Source organism: Piscinibacter sp. (assembly GCF_050175855.1).
Taxonomy (GTDB): domain Bacteria; phylum Pseudomonadota; class Gammaproteobacteria; order Burkholderiales; family Burkholderiaceae_C; genus Piscinibacter.
Window position 1 is genome coordinate 15,111 of sequence record NZ_JBFXIO010000011.1, and the last position, 15,754, is coordinate 30,864.

Here is a 15,754-nt window from a genome sequence, read left to right on the forward strand (position 1 = left end):
GAACACACGATGAAGCGAATCGTGACGACCATGGCCGCCGCCGCCGTGCTCGCCGGCTGCGGCAGCATCGAGGAGAGCGATCCCAAGCCGCAGCTCACGGCGGTGAGCGCACCGGGCACGGATTACGTGCAGACGCTGATCGGCACGCGCAAGCGGCTCGACTTCCGGCTGCGCAACAGCGATGCCGGCCTGCCGCGGGTGAAGCCCCTGGAGAACATCGCGCCTTCGGTCAGCGGCGCCGGGCTGACGCTCAGCCACACTTGTCCCACGCGGCTGGAAGAGGGCGACGAGTGCTTCCTCTCCGTCTATTACCAGCCCGCGGCGGCGGCCGTGCTCGCCGGAGAACTGCGCGTGACGAGCAACGCCGCGACGGTGGCGTTGTCGCTGACCGGCACCGCGGTGGCCGCGCTCGACCCGGCCGCTGCGGCGCTGGGCTTCGTCGGCAGCACCGACGGCGACTTCGGCACCGTGGCGCGCGGCGGCAGCCGGACGGTGATCTACGTGGTGCGCAACATCGGCAACGCGGACGGGCTGCTGACCATCACCGCACCGACCGGCAGCGGCTGGAGCGCGACCGAGGACTGCCCCGACACGCTGGCCGTCGGCTCCAGCTGCAACGTCAGCGTGACCTTCGCCCCCACCGTCACCGGCCTGTCGGTGCCCACGCCGCTGGTGATCAGCGTGCCCTACAACGCCGCCTACGGCGGGCTCGAACTGCCGCTGACCGGCACCGGCGGATAGGGCGGCATCGCCTCGGCCTGGCGCACGAACGCGTCGACCATCGAATCGGCGATGCGGTCGAACACCGGCGCGGCGGCGCGGGTGACGAAGCCGTGGCGGAACTCGTAGTCGAGCGTGAAGGCCACGCGGCAGGCGTCGGCGCCCAGCGGCGCGAGCTGCCACTCGCCCTCGAAGCGGTGGAACGGCCCGCTCTCCAGGTGGATCGCCATCCACTCCGGCCGGCGCTTGGGATTGCGGGTGCGCATCTCGAACTGCGTGCCTGCCAGGCGCACGCGCAGCTCGGCGGACACGAGCGCATCGTCGCGCGCGAGGATGGTGGCGCCGGCGCACCAGGGCAGGAAGCGCGGGTAATGCTCGGCGGCCTCGATCAGGTCGAACAGCTGCTCGGCACTGCGCTCCACCAGGGCGCTGCGGCGAACCCGCATCGCGGTCGCGCCGCTAGGGCCGCGCCACGCGGCCTTCGGCCACCAGCGGCGCCACGGCGGCGCGGTCGGCCTCGATGCGCTCGCGCAGCGCCTGCGGCGTCGACGGCGTGATCTCGAAGCCCGCCAGCTCAGCGCGCGAGACCACGTCGGTCGCGCCGAGCGCGGCGACGATGTCGCGCTGCAGCTGATCGAGCACCCGCACCGGCGTGCCAGCACGCGCCACCAGCGCCGCCCAGGGATGCATCTCCACCGGCGGTCCGCCCGACTCGGCGAGCGTCGGCAGCTCGGGGTGGGTGACCAGGCGCTGCCGCGCTGCTACCGCCAGCGGCCTCAGCTTGCCGCCGCTGACCAGGCCGGCCACTGTGTTCAGCCCGAAGGCGGTGAAATCGACGTCGCCGGCCGCCACCGCGGTGAACAGCGCCCCGGCATCCTTGAACGGCACGTGCATCAGCCGCACCCCGGCGGCGCGGGCGAAGGTCTCGATCGCCACCTGGCTGGCGTGGCCATGGCCGAGGCTGGCGTAGCTGACCGACTCGGGGCGCGCTCGCGCCGCCTCCACCAACTCGCCGGCGCTGCGCCAGCGGCTGCGGCCGCCGACCAGCAGCGCGAACGTGGCGCGGAACAGCAACGTCAGCGGCGCCAGGTCGCGCTGCACGTCGTAGGGCAGGGTGTCGTGCAGCAGCGGGTTGACGGCCAGCGTGGCCGTGTCGGCGAGGAACAGCGTGTGGCCGTCCGGCGGCGTCTGCCGCACCTCGCCGAAGGCGACGATGCCGGAGGCCCCGGGCTTGTTGTCGACGATCACCGGCTGGCCCCACTGGCGCGTCAGCCGCTCGGCGAGGCTGCGCGCCACCACGTCGGGGCCGACACCCACCGAGTAGGGCACGACGATGCGCACGGTGCGCTCGGGGAATGCGGCGGCCCCTGCCGGCCGGGTGGCGTGCAGGGCCAGGCCGGCGGCGAGGCCGCCGAGCAGCGTGCGGCGCGAAACGAGCGTGCTCATCGCTGTGTGTACGGAATGAGCAATGCGCCGGCCGACAGCAGCGCGGCGAACCACAGCTCGAGGCGGAAGGTGGCAAACAGCACCTCGTTGAAGGCCAGGCCACGCGGGCTGGTGATGAAGTCGCGGCGCAGCTTCCAGGCCGCCGGCAGAAGCAGCAGCGGCAGCAGCAGGCCGAAGGCCTGCTCGAGGTGGCCGATCACCGGCACCAGCACGAAGGGCAGCGCGACCAGCGTGGTGAACAGACGCCGCGAGCCCATCTCGCCGAAGGTGACGGCAAAGGTACGCCGGCCGACCAGCCGATCGTGCGCGATGTCGCGGTGGTTGTTGACCGCCAGCGCCGCTGCCGCCAGCGAACCGATCGCCACCGAGGCGAGCGCGCTGGTCAGCCCGATGCCGCCGGTGAGCACCCAGTCGGTGCCCATCACCGCCACCAGGCCGAAGAACACGAACACCGTGAGTTCGCCGAAGGGCGTGTAGGCGATCGGCCGAGGCCCGCCCATGTAGGCCAGCGCCGCCAGCAGCGAGGCCACGCCGATGGCCAGCACCGGCCAGCCGCGCCAGGCCACCAGGGCGATGCCGATCGCGGTGGCCACGATCGCCGCGACGACGATGCCGGCGCGCACGTGCCGCACGCTCAGCCAGCCATTGGCGGTGGCGCGCGGCAGGCCGGTGCGCGTGCCGCTGCGCTCGCCGCCGCGCACGGTGTAGCCGACATCGTTCTGCATGTTGGTGATCACCTGCATCAGCAGCGCGGCGGCCAGCACCAGCGTGGCGGCAACCCAGTCGATGTCGCTCGTGCGGGCGAAGCCCAGCGTGCCGCCGACCAGCACCGGGCTCAGCGCCACCAGCAGGCTCTTCGGCCGCACCGCCACCGACCAGGCTTGCAGCGAACCGGTGCGCACCGAGGCGGCATCGCGGGTTCTCGCTTGTTCGACGCTCATGAACTGCTCACTCCCTGCGAGCCATTCTCGGCAGCGTGTGTCTCGGTCGGAATTGACATGGAGCAAGCCACGGGCCGGCGGCCGACGTGAATGCAGGCGATGCCGAAGCTGAGGTCGCGCCAGTGCACCTCGTCGAAGCCGGCCCGGCGAAGGTGGCCGGCGAACTCGTCCTGCGACGGAAAGCGCCGGATCGATTCCACCAGGTAGGTATAGGCCTGCGGCGTGCCCGCGATGAGTGCGCCCAGCCGCGGGATCACGTTGAAGGAGAAGGCGTCGTAGAAGGGCTTGAGCCAGCGCCGCGGCGTGGAGAACTCCAGGCACAGGAAGCGGCCGCCCGGCACGAGTACGCGGTGCGCCTCGGCCAGCGCTTCGTCGAGGTGCGTGACGTTGCGGATGCCGAAGGCGATCGTGATCGTGTCGACCGACGCGTCCGCCAGCGGCAGCCGCTCGGCGCTGCCGGTCTGCCAGCGCACGTGCGCCAGGCCGCGGCGCTGGCCCGCGGCCATCATGGCTTCGCTGGGGTCGATGACGGTGACCTCGCGGTCCGGCCCGGCCAGCAGCGCCGCCACGTCGCCGGTACCGCCGGCCAGGTCGACGACGCGCTGGCCGGCACGCGGCGCCGCCATGCGGGCAAACGTGCGCTTCCAGAGCCGGTGGATGCCCAGGCTCATCAGGTCGTTCATCAGGTCGTAGCGCGGCGCTACCGCCTCGAACACGTGGCGGATGCGCCGCTCGCGCTCGTGCGCGTCGACACGGGCGTAGCCGAAGCTCTTCGACAGCGGATCTCTTTCGGTCATGCGGCACCAAGTGTCATGCTAACCTGACGACACGAGTGCCTGACGCTATTGACGATGCTCAACGAAGTCAAGCCCGCCCGCGCCTATGGTGATCGATGAAGGCGGGCTTCCGTGCCCGGTCGGGGAGAAGAAGAATGCGACTGAGCCTCAGGCCATTCTGGCGACGGGGCGGACAGGCGAGCGACGGTGCCGACGCACCGGCATTCGTCGACACCGTGCCCATGCCCATCACCGGGCCGACGCCGGCCCGGCATGCAGCGGAACAGTACGAGCACGCACTGGCGCGCGTCGCGGCCGAGCCGTCGGCGCCGATCGCGCTGGCGGCGGCCATTCCGTTCTGCGCCGCCCATTGCCTCTACTGCGAACGCGAGGTCCACGTGGCACAGCCGGCCGACGTGATCGATGCCTACGTGGGTGCGCTGCTCGCCGAGGCGCGGCTGCTGGCCGGCCGCATCGGCACCCGACACGAGGTGCTGCAGCTTCACCTGGGAGGCGGCAGCGCCAACGAGCTCGGCGAGGTGCAGCTGGTGCGTCTGGTGGACGGTCTGCAGGAGGCCTGGCGCATGCCGGCCGACGCCGAGATGTCGGTGGAGTGCGACCCGCGCCGCATGTCGCAGGGTCACTTCGACCTGCTGCGCAGCCTCGGCTTCCGCCTGGCCAGCCTGGGCGTGGTGGACCTCGATCCGGCCGTCCAGCAGGCGATCGGCCGGCGCCACTCGCAGGCACTGATCGACGATGTCTGCCAGGTGGCGCGCGAGTCGGGCTTCGAACGCATCAACCTCGAGCTGATGATCGGCCTGCCGATGCAGACCTTGCCGCGCTGGCGTGCCACGCTGGAGCGCGTGATCGCGATGGCGCCCGACCGCGTGGCGCTGGCGCGTTACCACCACCGGCCGCAGTCCGTGCCGGTGCAGCGCGCGCTCGACGCCTCGGCGCTGCCCGAGGAGGCCACCTGCCGCGACCTGTGGGCGCTGTCCGCCGAGATGCTCTGCGAGGCGGGCTACGAGGCGATCGGTGCCGACCAGTTCGTGCTGCCCGACGACGAACTGGCGCTGGCGCTGCGGCGCGGCGAACTGCGCCGCAACCTCGTCTCCTACACCGCCACGCCGAACGCCGCGCTGCTCGGCCTGGGTGCCGGCGCGGTGGGCGAGATCGGCGGCAGCCTGTTCTGGAGCGAAGCGGCACTGCCGCTGTGGCAGCAGAGCATCGGCGAAGGAAGGCTGGCGGTAGTCCGTGCCCAGATGGCCCCGGCCGCGTCGAACGCGATGGCGCCGCTGGAGCGCGGCTTCGAGAGACTGGGGCCGCGCTGGCTGTCCTGAACGCTCAGGGTGTCTTGAGCACCCAGGCGACCACGGCCTTCAGGTCCGCATCGCTCAGCCGCGCCGCGGGCGTGGGCGGCATGGGCGCCGTGCCCCACACGCCCTTGCTGCCCTTGCGAATGCGCTCGGCCAGCAGCGCCGGCGCATCGGCGTTGCCCTTGTACTTCGCGGCGATGTCCTTGTAGCTCGGGCCAACCAGCTTCTTCGCGCTGGCATGGCAGGCCACGCAGCCCGAGGCCGCGGCGATCTTCTCGGAGGCCAGCGCGGGGCCTGCGGCGCACAGCAGCAACACGGCCATGGCGGTGGTGAACGACTTCATCGACGACTCCGTGGTGGGACCGGACGGTCCAATCTAGGCCAGCGCCGCGCGCAGCTCCTTGCTCGCGCGCAAGCGCCCGACCTCGGTGCCGCGCCAGTTGCGCAAGCCGAGGTCGGACAGGCCGCGCAGCAGCGCTGCCGCGTCAGTGTCCAGGCGTACCAGGGCCTCGATCACCGCCGCCATCACCACCTCGGCGGCGCGGGCGGTGTTGCCGTCGTCCATCTTGATCGCCACGCCCAGGCCTCGCTCGGGCAGGGCGGCGCAATACACGCCCTCGGCGCCGACCTTGCAGCACACGCGTTCGCCCAGGGCCTGCATCACGCGGGTGTCGAAGCGGCCGGTACCGGCGACCATGAACGGCGCGCGGGCGATCGCCTGGCGCAGCCGTTGGGCAGCGCGGGCGTGCTCGGTCGACAGTCCGTGGCCGGTGGCCACCCGCGCGAAGGCCAGGGCCAGGCGTTCGAGCGGGATCGCGTAAGTGGGGATGGAACAGCCGTCGATGCCCACCGGCGCCTGCGCGAGATTGGCCCCGGTAGCGGCCTGCAGCGCAGCCGTGACCTCGCGCATCAGCGCATGGCCGGGCTCGACGTAGCCGCGCGTGAAGCCGCGCAGGCCCTCGCGGCCATGGATGGCGCAGGCCAGGCAGAGGAAGCCGGCGTGCTTGCCGGAGCAGTTGTTGTGCAGCGCCTCGGGTGCCTGCCCGTGCGCGGCGAGTTCGCGTGCGGCCGTGTCGAGCCCCGGCCAGTGCGCGCCGCACTCGAGAGCGTCGCCATCGAGCCCGACCTTGGCGAGCATGCCGCGCGCCGTGGCCACGTGCGCCGGCTCGCCGTTGTGCGAGGCGCAGGCCAGCGCCAGCTCCTCGTCGGACAGCTTCAGCGCATCGGCCGCGCCGCTGGCCACCAGCGGCAGGGCCTGCAGCAGCTTCACCGCCGATCGCGGGAACACCGCGCGCGATACGTCGCCCAGCGCCAGCACGCTGCGGCCGTCGGCATCGACGATGGCCACCGAGCCGCGGTGCATCGACTCCACCGCGCCGCCGCGCAGCGCCTCCACCAGCACCGGATTCACACTCATCGCCCGAGAAGCCCCTTGATGACGCTGCCGACGCCTTCGACCACGCCGCCCAGGCTCACGCCCAGCGTCTCGGCCAGGCCGCCGGCCAGCTTGGTGGCGAGGTTGTCGTTGATCGAGAAGGCCGGGTCGTCGAGCCGGCCCTCCAGCGTGAAGCCGACCTCGATGCGGCCGTCGCGCTTCATCGCCGCCAGCACCGCCTGCCGCGGCACGCCGCCGAAGGTGGCCAGCACGCCGCCGCCGCTGGCCAGCTCCAGGCCGGTGAGGGTGACGCGGCCCGGCGCATGCAGGCGCTTGGCCTTCACGGTCGCGTCGAGCGAAAGGTCGAGCGTGCCGCGCTTCACGCCCGCTTCGTTCACCTTCAGCAGGTAGGGCTGCAGCGCGACCAGGTCCACGCCCTGCACCGCGGCCTTCAGCTGCGCATCCAGCGTGGCGATGGTGAACGTGCCCTCGATGCCGATGCGGCCGCTCTTCTGTGGCCCCTTCAGCGTGGCCTCGAGGTCGATGGCGGTGGGCTCGTCGAAGGCAGGGATGGCCAGCGGCCCGACGTCGGCGTGCAGCGACTCGAAGCGCAGCTTGTGCGTGCCACCGCGCACGCTGGCGTCGAAGAGGTCGATCGCCACCTCGCGCAGCGCGACTTCGGCCATGCGCACACGTGGCGCCTCGCCGGTGGCCTCGGCGCGCGGCCGCTCCAGCAAGGCCGGCAGCACGCGTAGGCGGCCCTGGCGGGTGCGCAGCAGTGAGAGGTAGCCGTCTTCCACCTCGATGCGTGCGATGTGCCAGCCGCGCGACCAGAGACTGGACAGTGCCGGTCGCAGATTGACGCGGCGGGCCACCAGTTCGTCGGTCGCAGGCCAGGCGCCCGGTGCCGCACGAATGCGCAGATCGGTAACCTGCACGCCCGTCAGGCCGATGCGCACCTGGCCGATGCTGGCGCGCGGCCCCAGCGCTTCGGCCAGGGCAGACTCGAGCCGGCCGGCGGCCAGGCGCAGGCCGCCGACTGCGGCAACGGCCAGCACGGCAACGACGGCCAGGGCGATCCACCACGACGAACGGTTCACGCCGGTGATTGTGGCCGGGCCAGCGCGCTCGCGCAGAATCGGCGGCCATGCCCCTGTCCGCCCTCGCGCTGGTGCTCGCCGCCGCGCTGCTGCATGCGCTGTGGAACATCGTCGCCAAGCGCGCCGGCGGCGACCATCGCTTCGCGCTGATTGCCGCCCTGCAGCTCAGCCTGCTCTGGGCGCCGCTGGGCCTGTGGGTGGCGTGGGGCGTGGTGCCGCTCTGGGGCTGGCGCGAATGGGCCGCGGTGATGGCCAGCGCCATCGTGCACGTGCTGTACTTCACCACGCTGCTGCGCGGCTACCGGCTCGCCGACCTGACCGTCGTCTACCCGATCGCGCGCGGCAGCGCGCCGCTGCTCAGCGCCGGCGGCGCGGTGCTGCTGCTCGGCGAGCAGCTGTCGGTGCTCGGCCTGGCCGGCGTCGCGCTGGTGGTGGGCGGCGTGTTCCTGATCGCCGGAGGGCCCGGGCTGTGGGCGCAGGCGCACGACACGGCGCACCGCCAGCGCGTGCGCACCGGCATCGCCTACGGCGCGCTCACTGGCGCGCTGATCGCCGGCTACACGCTGATCGACGGCTATGCGGTGACGGTGCTGGCGATCTCGCCGATCCTGGTGGACTGGCTGGGCAATGTGCTGCGCGTGCCGCTGTTGCTGCCGGGCGCGCTGCGTGATCCGGCGGCGCTGCGCGAGGCCTGGCGCAGCCAGTGGCAGGCGGCGCTGGTGGTGGCGGTCTTCGGCCCGGTGGCCTACGTGCTGGTGCTGTATGCGATGACACTGGCGCCGGTGTCGCACGTGGCGCCGGCACGCGAACTCTCGATGCTGTTCGCCGCGCTCCTCGGCGGGCGGCTGCTCGGCGAGCGCGACCGCGGATGGCGCATCGCCGGAGCGGGCTTCATCGCCGCCGGCGTGGCCTCGCTGGCGGCGTGATAGCGTCGCCGCCCATGTCGTTTCCCACCCTCGCCGGCATCGACTTCACCAGCCGGCCGACGAAGCGCAAGCCGATCACCGTGGCGCTCGGTTCCAGCGACGGCGCGAGCGTCAGGCTCGTGCGGCTCGACCGCCACGCCAGCTTCGACGGCTTTGCCGCATGGCTGCGCACGCCCGGCCCCTGGCTGGGCGCCTTCGACTTTCCCTTCGGCCTGCCGCGCGAGCTGGTCGAGACGCTTGGCTGGCCGTGCGAGTGGCTTCCGCTGATGCGCCACTACGCGGCGCTGACGCGCGAGGAGATCCGCGCCACGTTCGCCGCCTTCTGCGACGCGCGGCCGGTGGGTGGCAAGTTCGCGCACCGCGCCTGCGATGTGCCGGCCGGCTCGTCGCCCTCGATGAAGTGGGTGAACCCGCCCGTGGCGTACATGCTGCATGCCGGCATGCCGCTGCTCATCGACGCCGGCGTGCATCTGCCCGGGCTGCACGCGGGCGATGCCTCGCGCGTGGCGCTGGAGGCCTACCCGGGCCTGCTGGCGCGCGAACTGATCGGCAATCGTTCCTACAAGAGCGACGAGGTGGCCAAGCAGACGCCGGAGCGGCTGATCGCGCGCAAGGACCTGATCGAGGCGCTGGGGCAGGGCCGCACGCGGCTGGGCCTGCGCCTGCGCCTGACGCATGCACAGCGCGACGCGCTGGCGGCCGATGCCTCGGGCGACGAACTCGACGCCGTGCTGTGCCTCGTGCAGGCCGCCTGGGCAGCGCGCGAGCCAGGCTTCGGGGTGCCGGCGGATGTCGATCCGCTGGAAGGCTGGATCGTCAGCGCAGGAAGCCCTGCGCCCAGCTGAGTGCGGCCTGAAGGTTGGCGGTGGCCGACGCGCTCATCGGCTCGCCAAGCTCGAAGCGTTCACCGCGGATCGCCAGCAGCGTGGCCGGCGGCGGCGCGCTGCCGTGCACGTCGACGAAGGCCTGCAGCAGCGCGGCAGGCGACATTGCGTGGCTGCTGAAGCTCGCGTCGCGGCCGGGCTTCAGCGGCGATACCTCGTACGGTGCGGCGCAGGTCAGGCTCGCGTCGACGAACAGCACGCGCGTGCGTCCGTCGAGATCGAGCGCATGCTCGGGCTGCAGCTGGTAGTCGTCGAGGCACTCGACGCCGGGCAGCGCCAGTGCGCGCAGCCGCTCGACGAAGACCGGCCCGAGCGCATCGTCGCCCCGGCTGACATTGCCCCAGCCAAAGACGAGCGTCGGTGCGCTCATGCGCGCTGCAATGAACCGTCGGCCGACTTCAGCACCTGGTCGACCACCGCGCCGCCGGCGTCGAGCAGCGTCACGTCCAGCGGCATGCGACCGAGTGCGTGCGTCGCGCACGACAGGCAGGGGTCGTAGGCGCGGATCGCCACCTCGATGCGGTTCAGCAGCCCCTCGGTGATCTCGCGACCGTCGAGGTACTGGCGCGCCACGCTGCGCACGGCCTCGTTCATCGCCTGGTTGTTGTGCGTGGTCGAGACGATCAGGTTGCAGCGCGTGACGAGGTCGTCGTCGCCGACCTCGTAGTCGTGGATCAGCGTGCCGCGCGGTGCTTCGATGATGCCGACACCATGTCGAGATTCGTCGCCGCTGCGCGTGCCGCTGCCCGCCAGCTCGCCCGACAGGATGGCCGGGTCGTCGAGCAGCCGCTCGATCACCTCGGCGCAATGCAGCACCTCGATCATGCGCGCCCAGTGGTAGGCCAGCGTGGCGTGCTGAGTCGTGCCGCCGCCGAAGGCGACGAACTCGCGGCGCGCCGCTTCGGCGCGCGGCGTGTCGATGAAGTCGCAGTTCTGCACCCGCGCCAGCGGGCCGACGCGGTACCAGCCCGCCTCGCGGCCGAGCGCGCGCAGGTAGGGGAACTTCATGTAGGTCCAGGGCTTCACGTCTTCGTCGATCAGGCCGCGGTAGCCCTGGTCGCTCGCGCCGTCGATCAGGATTGCGCCGTCCTCGTCGCGCGCGCGCAGCACGCCGTCGTAGAGCTCCAGGGCGCCGTCGGGCCGCACCAGCGAGAGCATCTTCGAGCGGAAGGTTCCGAAGCCGTCGTACAGCGCGCGGTTGGCGGCGTGCAGCTGCTTCGCGATCGTCACCGCGTCTTCGCTCCAGGCGAGGATCTGCGCGATGTCGGCCTGCAGCAGGGCGCGGTCTTCGGCGCTCACGTGGCGGTTCATGCCGCCGGGGATCGAGCCGGTGCCGTGCACGCGCTTGCCGGCGGTGACGCGGATCACCTCCTGGCCGAACTTGCGCAGCAGCACGCCCTTCTTCGCGATGTCGGGGTGCGCCTCGATCACGCCGACGATGTTGCGCTTGTGGACGTCCGAATCAAAGCCGAACAGCAGGTCGGGCGAACTGAGGTGGAAGAAGTGCAGCGCATGCGACTGCAGCACCTGGCCGTAGTGCATCAGCCGGCGGATCGCGGTGGCCGAGGGCGGCACCGGATGCGCACCGATCACCCGGTCCATCGCCTTGCTGGCGGCGAGGTGGTGCGAGACGGGGCAGATGCCGCACAGCCTCTGCACCATCACCGGCACCTCCCAGTAGGGCCGGCCCTCGATGAACTTCTCGAAGCCGCGGAACTCGACGATGTGCAGCCGCACCTGCTGCACGCGGTTGGCATCGTCGAGCAGGATCGTCACCTTGCCGTGGCCCTCGACGCGCGACACCGGGTCGATGGCCACGCGGCGCAGGCCTTCCGGGTGCGCGGCGGTTTCCAGCGTGTCAGTCATAGTGCATGAGCCCGTGGCCCAGGTGCGGCGTGCGCCCGGCCATCAGGTCGGTGAGGAACTGCCAGAAGGCATCCGCCGAGGGCGGGCAGCCCGGCAGCGAATAGTCGATGTGAACGACCTCGTGGATCGGGCGCACCTGGTTGAGCAGCAGCGGCAGCTCGGGGTCGTTCGGCACGCCCTGCGGATAGACCGATTCGAGCAGCGGCCGCAGCGGCAGGCGGTTGCGCTGGGCCGGCAGGCCGCCATTGATGGCGCACGCGCCCACCGCCACCAGCGTCTTGCAGGCGGCGCGGAACTCGCGCAGCACCTCCACGTTCTCGGCATTGCACAGCCCACCTTCGATCAGCCCGAGGTCGCACGGCCCCACCGTCTTGATGTCGGTGAGCGGAGAGCGGTCGAACTCGACGTGCTCGATCAGCTCGAGGAGGCGCTCGTCGATGTCGAGGAAGGACATGTGGCAGCCGAAGCATCCGGCCAGCGAGACGGTGGCCACGCGAAGCTTGTTCGTCACGACGCCTCCTGCCGGTCGGCATCGGCCGCCGTGCCTTCGTCGTAGCGGCGCTGGCCGATCGGGATCACGAAGCCGCGGCGCTTGGGCAGGATCACGCCCACCGGGCAGATGCTGGCGGCGCGGTCGGTCAGCGCCATGTCGGTATCGGAGAGGAGGCCGCTCTCGCTGTTGACCACCAGGTGGGTGGCGATGCCGTGGCCGGCGATCGCGAACACGTTCTTGCCGTCGATCTCGCGAGTGGCGCGCACGCACAGCTCGCAGAGGATGCAGCGATTCAGGTCGAGCAGCAGATCCGGATGGCTCGCGTCCACCCGCCGCGCCGGATAGAACTCCTCGAAGTGCGGGCCTTCCATGCCCATCTGGTAGGCGGTGGCCTGCAGCAGGCAGTTGCCGCTCTTCTCGCACGAGGGGCAGAAGTGGTTGCCCTCCACGAACAGCATCTGCAGCAGTGTCTTGCGCTGGGCGTTCAGCTCCTCGGTGGCGCTCTCCACCTCCAGCCCCGGCGCGGCCTTCGTCGTGCAGGCGGCGACCATGCGGCCGCCGGCCTTGACGGTGCAGATGCGGCACGAGCCGTGCGGAGCGAACGCCGGATGCCAGCACAGATGCGGGATGTAGCGGCCGGCGCGGCGCGCCGCCTGCAGGAGGGTCTCACCGGGCTCGAAGGGGACGTCCTCGCCGTCGAGTGAAAACAGCGCGGTGTCACTCATGCGAGGACTCCAGGTGCGCCGCCGCATCGTCGCGGCCGCTGGCGGCGCGCGCCTCGGACAGTTCGGCGTCGAGATCGAAGCCGGGCTCGAAGTGCAGCGACTTCAGGTGACGTTCGTAGGCCGGGCGGAACTTGGAGATGGTGTCGCGCAGCGGGTTGCAGGCCGCGCCGCCAAGGCCGCAGTGCGTGGAGCCGTGCATCAGCTTGTCGAGTTCGTAGAGCACGTCGACGTCGTGGCGCGAGCCGCGCCCGGCGGCGAGCTTGTCCATGCGACGCACCACCAGCTCGGTGCCGACGCGGCAGGGCGTGCAGAAGCCGCAGCTCTCGTGGGCGAAGAACTGCGCGAAGTTGCGCGCCACCTCGAACATGTCGCGCGAGCGGTCGAACACCATCAGCGCACCGGCGGTGGGCACGTCCTCGAAGCAGATGCGCCGGCCGAACTCGCTGGCCGACAGGCAGGTACCCGACGGCCCGCCCACCTGCACCGCCTGGGTGTCGCGTGCGCCGCAGTCGACCAGCATGGTCTCCACGTGCGTGCCGAACGGGTATTCGTACAGCCCCGGCCGCTCGCAGTCTCCGGAGATCGAGTGGATCTTGGTGCCGGTGGACTTCGGCGTGCCGATGCCCGCCCACCAGGCGCTGCCGCGCAGCGCGATATGTGCCGCGGCGCAGAAGGTCTCGACGTTGTTGACGCTGGTCGGCCGGCCGAGGTAGCCATGCTCGACGGGGAAGGGCGGGCGGATGCGCGGCGTGCCGCGTTGGCCTTCGAGCGACTCGATCAGCGCCGACTCCTCGCCGCAAACGTAGGCACCGGCGCCGAGGTGGATGCTGATGTCGAAGTCGAAGCCGCTGCGGCCGAGGATGTTCTTACCCAGCAGGTTCGCATCGCGCCGGCGCTGCAACACGGTCTCGAGGTGATCGAGCAGATAGCGGTACTCGCCGCGCAGGTAGACGAAGCCCTGGGTCGCGCCGATCGCCAGGGCGGCGACCGTCATGCCCTCGAACACCAGGTCGGCATGGCGCGTGAGCAGCACGCGATCCTTGAAGGTGCCGGGCTCGCCTTCGTCGGCGTTGCACACCACCACACGCTTGTCGCCAGGCGCCTTGCGGCACAGATCCCACTTGGTGCCGGTGGCGAAGCCCGCGCCGCCGCGGCCGCGCAGGTTGGAACGCTTCACTTCCTCCAGCGTGCCTTCCGGGCCGCGGGCCAGGGCGGCGGCCAGGGCCTCGCCGGGCTTGAGTGCGCTGCCCAGCAGCACGTCGGCACGGCGGATGTTGTCGTCGACCACCGACCATTCGGCGGGCCACTGGGCCGGCGGCACCTCCGCCTCGACCAGCTCGGCGATGCGCGCCACACGCTGCGCATCGAGCCGAGTCACCACCTGGTGGTGATTGACGAGCAGGGCCGGGCCCTGGTCGCCCAGCCCGGTGCACGAAGCGGTGGCCACGCTGACCCGGCCGTCGGCGCGCATCACGCCGGGCTGCACGCCCAGCCGGGCGCACAGCTCCGCCATCAGCGCCTGGTTGCCGAGCATGCGGTCGGTGACGTTGTCGCTGAACAGAATGCGGTAGCGGCCGACCGGCTGCAGGTGGAAGAAGCGGTAGAAGCTCGCCACACCTTCGACATGCGCCAGGCTCAGGCCCAGTTCGCCGGCGAGACGGGCCAGCAGCGGCCGCGGCAGCCAGCCGTGTTCGGCCTGGGCTTCGCGCCGCAGCTGGACGAGCGAGTTCTGGTGGTGGGGGTACGGCGACATCGGCGCGCGCATGGTGTGGCGGCTGCGGCTGATCAGACTTGATCCCGGGCAAAAACACAAGGCCGAGGGGGAACAAGGGGGTTACGGCACACTCGTGGCGATGCCCGAGGCGGACTGTCAACACGCTGTCACCGAAACGATGGAAGGCTGGTTCGCCGCGCGCGGCTGGCAGCCCTTCGAGTTCCAGCGCGAGGTCTGGGCCGCCATGGCGGCGGGCCGCAGCGGGCTGCTGCACGCTACCACCGGGGCCGGCAAGACCTATGCGGTGTGGATGGGTGCGCTGCTGCGCGGCCTGGCCCTGCCGCAGCCCGCACGTGGCGCGCCGCCGCTGCAGGTGCTGTGGGTCACCCCGATGCGCGCGCTGGCCGCCGACACCGTTCGAGCACTGGCCGCGCCGCTGCCGGAGCTGGCGCCCGAGTGGACGCTCGGCCAGCGTAGCGGCGACACGCCCGCGGCCGAGCGTGCGCGGCAGGACCGGCGATTTCCTACTGTGCTGGTGACCACGCCCGAGTCGCTCAGCCTGATGCTCACGCGTGAGAACGCGGCGGCCGAACTCGGCGCGGTGCACACCGTCGTCGTCGACGAATGGCACGAGCTGATGGGCAACAAGCGTGGCGTGCAGGTTCAGCTGGCCCTCGCGCGGGTGGCCCGCTGGAACCCGTCGCTGGCGGTGTGGGGCCTGTCGGCCACGCTGGGCAACCTCGACGAAGCGATGCGGGTGCTGGTTGGCGTGCGCGAGGCCACGCTGGTGCGCGGCCGCATCGACAAGACCCTGGTGATCGACACCCTGCTGCCCGAGAACCCCGGCCGCTTCTCCTGGGCGGGCCACCTCGGCGCCCAGATGCAGCGGCCGGTGGTCGAGGAGATCGAGCGCAGCAGCACCACGCTGGTCTTCACCAACACCCGCTCGCAGGTGGAGATCTGGTACCAGCTGCTGCTGCAGGAGCGGCCCGAGTGGGCCGGGCTGGTGGCGTTGCACCACGGCTCGCTCGACAAGGAGGTGCGCGAGTGGGTGGAGCTGGGCTTGAAGGAGGGGCGGCTGAAGGCGGTGGTGGCCACCTCTTCGCTGGACCTCGGCGTCGATTTCCTGCCGGTCGAGCGCGTGCTGCAGATCGGTTCGCCCAAGGGTGTCGCGCGGCTGCTGCAGCGCGCTGGCCGCAGCGGCCATGCGCCGGGCCGGCCCAGTCGCGTGACCATCGTGCCGACCAACACGCTGGAGCTGGTCGAAGCGGCCGCGGCGCGGCACGCCGCCCGCGCCGGCCGCATCGAGCGCCGCGCCACGCCCGACAAGCCGCTCGACGTGCTGGTGCAGCACCTCGTCACCGTGGCGCTGGGAGGTGGTTTCGAGCCGGCGTCGCTATACGAGGAGGTACGCGGTACGCATGCCTTCCGTGCGCTCACGCGCGAGGAGTTCCAGTGGGCGCTGGACTTCG

At 71.6% G+C, this 15,754-nt stretch carries 17 protein-coding genes; 5 read left to right on the plus strand and 12 right to left on the minus strand.

Translation table 11 applies throughout. From position 1 onward, the window contains the following. Positions 1–9 precede the first annotated feature (9 nt). A complete protein-coding gene (locus AB7U92_RS02025; RefSeq protein ID WP_428574204.1) occupies positions 10–741 on the plus strand; it encodes a choice-of-anchor D domain-containing protein in 732 nt (243 codons plus the stop codon). Here AB7U92_RS02025 and AB7U92_RS02030 read toward each other — a convergent pair. Genes AB7U92_RS02030 through AB7U92_RS02045 form a run of 4 tightly spaced genes read right to left on the minus strand, consistent with a single transcriptional unit; the run spans position 699 to position 3,904 of the window. Continuing rightward, the gene (locus AB7U92_RS02030; protein ID WP_428574206.1) at positions 699–1,166 is read right to left on the minus strand and encodes a type II toxin-antitoxin system RatA family toxin; all 468 of its coding nucleotides are present in this window, start codon (positions 1,164–1,166) and stop codon (positions 699–701) included. The two genes, AB7U92_RS02025 and AB7U92_RS02030, sit on opposite strands and share 43 nt — an antisense overlap. Before the next feature lie 13 nt (positions 1,167–1,179). Next, positions 1,180–2,166 (minus strand): Bug family tripartite tricarboxylate transporter substrate binding protein, encoded by a 987-nt coding sequence (locus AB7U92_RS02035; protein WP_428574208.1) that lies wholly within the window; start codon positions 2,164–2,166, stop codon positions 1,180–1,182. Next, positions 2,163–3,107, minus strand: a complete 945-nt coding sequence (gene menA / locus AB7U92_RS02040; protein WP_428574210.1) for a 1,4-dihydroxy-2-naphthoate octaprenyltransferase — start codon at positions 3,105–3,107, stop codon at positions 2,163–2,165. The genes AB7U92_RS02035 and menA overlap by 4 nt, the downstream gene beginning before the upstream one ends. Then, positions 3,104–3,904, minus strand: coding sequence for a class I SAM-dependent methyltransferase (locus AB7U92_RS02045; RefSeq protein WP_428574212.1), 801 nt, complete (start codon positions 3,902–3,904; stop codon positions 3,104–3,106). Before AB7U92_RS02045 ends, menA begins: the two co-directional genes overlap by 4 nt. A 221-nt stretch (positions 3,905–4,125) precedes the next feature. On the opposite strand from AB7U92_RS02045, the gene AB7U92_RS02050 reads away from it, so the two are divergent. Then, entirely contained in the window at positions 4,126–5,223 is a 1,098-nt protein-coding gene (locus AB7U92_RS02050; protein ID WP_428574239.1) for a radical SAM protein, read from the plus strand. A gap of 4 nt (positions 5,224–5,227) precedes the next feature. Here AB7U92_RS02050 and AB7U92_RS02055 read toward each other — a convergent pair whose 3' ends face one another. The 3 genes from AB7U92_RS02055 to AB7U92_RS02065 are packed head-to-tail and all read right to left on the minus strand — an operon-like array spanning position 5,228 to position 7,674. Beyond that, on the minus strand, positions 5,228–5,542 hold the full coding sequence (locus AB7U92_RS02055) for a c-type cytochrome (RefSeq protein ID WP_428574214.1): 315 nt from the start codon (positions 5,540–5,542) through the stop codon (positions 5,228–5,230). Between the two features lie 33 nt (positions 5,543–5,575). Then, complete coding sequence (locus AB7U92_RS02060) at positions 5,576–6,616, minus strand: asparaginase (RefSeq protein ID WP_428574216.1); 1,041 nt, start codon at positions 6,614–6,616, stop codon at positions 5,576–5,578. After that, positions 6,613–7,674: a DUF748 domain-containing protein gene (locus AB7U92_RS02065; RefSeq protein WP_428574218.1), complete on the minus strand. Its 1,062-nt coding sequence runs from the start codon at positions 7,672–7,674 to the stop codon at positions 6,613–6,615. Before AB7U92_RS02065 ends, AB7U92_RS02060 begins: the two co-directional genes overlap by 4 nt. A gap of 47 nt (positions 7,675–7,721) precedes the next feature. Here AB7U92_RS02065 and AB7U92_RS02070 point away from each other — a divergent pair, with 47 nt between their 5' ends. Together AB7U92_RS02070 and AB7U92_RS02075 are read left to right on the plus strand one after the other, a co-directional pair. Next, positions 7,722–8,600, plus strand: a complete 879-nt coding sequence (locus AB7U92_RS02070; RefSeq protein WP_428574220.1) for an EamA family transporter — start codon at positions 7,722–7,724, stop codon at positions 8,598–8,600. A 14-nt stretch (positions 8,601–8,614) separates the two neighbouring features. Beyond that, entirely contained in the window at positions 8,615–9,445 is an 831-nt protein-coding gene (locus tag AB7U92_RS02075) for a DUF429 domain-containing protein (RefSeq protein WP_428574222.1), read from the plus strand. Here AB7U92_RS02075 and AB7U92_RS02080 read toward each other — a convergent pair. Genes AB7U92_RS02080 through AB7U92_RS02100 form a run of 5 tightly spaced genes read right to left on the minus strand, consistent with a single transcriptional unit; the run spans position 9,417 to position 14,321 of the window. Further along, entirely contained in the window at positions 9,417–9,854 is a 438-nt protein-coding gene (locus AB7U92_RS02080) for a hydrogenase maturation protease (protein ID WP_428574224.1), read from the minus strand. The two genes, AB7U92_RS02075 and AB7U92_RS02080, sit on opposite strands and share 29 nt — an antisense overlap. Then, positions 9,851–11,350 carry a Ni/Fe hydrogenase subunit alpha gene (locus AB7U92_RS02085; protein ID WP_428574226.1) on the minus strand — a complete coding sequence of 500 codons (1,500 nt, stop codon included), beginning with the start codon at positions 11,348–11,350 and terminating at the stop codon, positions 9,851–9,853. Before AB7U92_RS02085 ends, AB7U92_RS02080 begins: the two co-directional genes overlap by 4 nt. Continuing rightward, positions 11,343–11,861, minus strand: coding sequence for an NADP oxidoreductase (locus tag AB7U92_RS02090; protein ID WP_428574228.1), 519 nt, complete (start codon positions 11,859–11,861; stop codon positions 11,343–11,345). Before AB7U92_RS02090 ends, AB7U92_RS02085 begins: the two co-directional genes overlap by 8 nt. After that, a complete protein-coding gene (locus AB7U92_RS02095) occupies positions 11,858–12,568 on the minus strand; it encodes a 2Fe-2S iron-sulfur cluster-binding protein (RefSeq protein ID WP_428574230.1) in 711 nt (236 codons plus the stop codon). Before AB7U92_RS02095 ends, AB7U92_RS02090 begins: the two co-directional genes overlap by 4 nt. Beyond that, on the minus strand, positions 12,561–14,321 hold the full coding sequence (locus AB7U92_RS02100) for an NAD(P)H-dependent oxidoreductase subunit E (RefSeq protein WP_428574233.1): 1,761 nt from the start codon (positions 14,319–14,321) through the stop codon (positions 12,561–12,563). Before AB7U92_RS02100 ends, AB7U92_RS02095 begins: the two co-directional genes overlap by 8 nt. 100 nt (positions 14,322–14,421) lie before the next feature. On the opposite strand from AB7U92_RS02100, the gene AB7U92_RS02105 reads away from it, so the two are divergent. After that, the coding region (locus AB7U92_RS02105) for a DEAD/DEAH box helicase (RefSeq protein WP_428574235.1) at positions 14,422–15,754 on the plus strand (1,333 nt) is incomplete at its 3' end.

Bases quoted from the DNA above. Each gene is read 5' to 3' on its own strand.
- AB7U92_RS02080 (WP_428574224.1), bottom strand. From the start codon at position 9,854: ATGAGCGCACCGACGCTCGTCTTTGGCTGGGGCAATGTCAGCCGGGGC.
- AB7U92_RS02045 (WP_428574212.1), bottom strand. From the start codon at position 3,904: ATGACCGAAAGAGATCCGCTGTCGAAGAGCTTCGGCTACGCCCGTGTC.
- menA (WP_428574210.1), bottom strand. From the start codon at position 3,107: ATGAGCGTCGAACAAGCGAGAACCCGCGATGCCGCCTCGGTGCGCACC.
- AB7U92_RS02050 (WP_428574239.1), top strand. From the start codon at position 4,126: ATGCCCATCACCGGGCCGACGCCGGCCCGGCATGCAGCGGAACAGTAC.
- AB7U92_RS02075 (WP_428574222.1), top strand. From the start codon at position 8,615: ATGTCGTTTCCCACCCTCGCCGGCATCGACTTCACCAGCCGGCCGACG.
- AB7U92_RS02030 (WP_428574206.1), bottom strand. From the start codon at position 1,166: ATGCGGGTTCGCCGCAGCGCCCTGGTGGAGCGCAGTGCCGAGCAGCTG.
- AB7U92_RS02070 (WP_428574220.1), top strand. From the start codon at position 7,722: ATGCCCCTGTCCGCCCTCGCGCTGGTGCTCGCCGCCGCGCTGCTGCAT.
- AB7U92_RS02085 (WP_428574226.1), bottom strand. From the start codon at position 11,350: ATGACTGACACGCTGGAAACCGCCGCGCACCCGGAAGGCCTGCGCCGC.
- AB7U92_RS02025 (WP_428574204.1), top strand. From the start codon at position 10: ATGAAGCGAATCGTGACGACCATGGCCGCCGCCGCCGTGCTCGCCGGC.
- AB7U92_RS02060 (WP_428574216.1), bottom strand. From the start codon at position 6,616: ATGAGTGTGAATCCGGTGCTGGTGGAGGCGCTGCGCGGCGGCGCGGTG.
- AB7U92_RS02095 (WP_428574230.1), bottom strand. From the start codon at position 12,568: ATGAGTGACACCGCGCTGTTTTCACTCGACGGCGAGGACGTCCCCTTC.
- AB7U92_RS02100 (WP_428574233.1), bottom strand. From the start codon at position 14,321: ATGTCGCCGTACCCCCACCACCAGAACTCGCTCGTCCAGCTGCGGCGC.
- AB7U92_RS02055 (WP_428574214.1), bottom strand. From the start codon at position 5,542: ATGAAGTCGTTCACCACCGCCATGGCCGTGTTGCTGCTGTGCGCCGCA.
- AB7U92_RS02035 (WP_428574208.1), bottom strand. From the start codon at position 2,166: ATGAGCACGCTCGTTTCGCGCCGCACGCTGCTCGGCGGCCTCGCCGCC.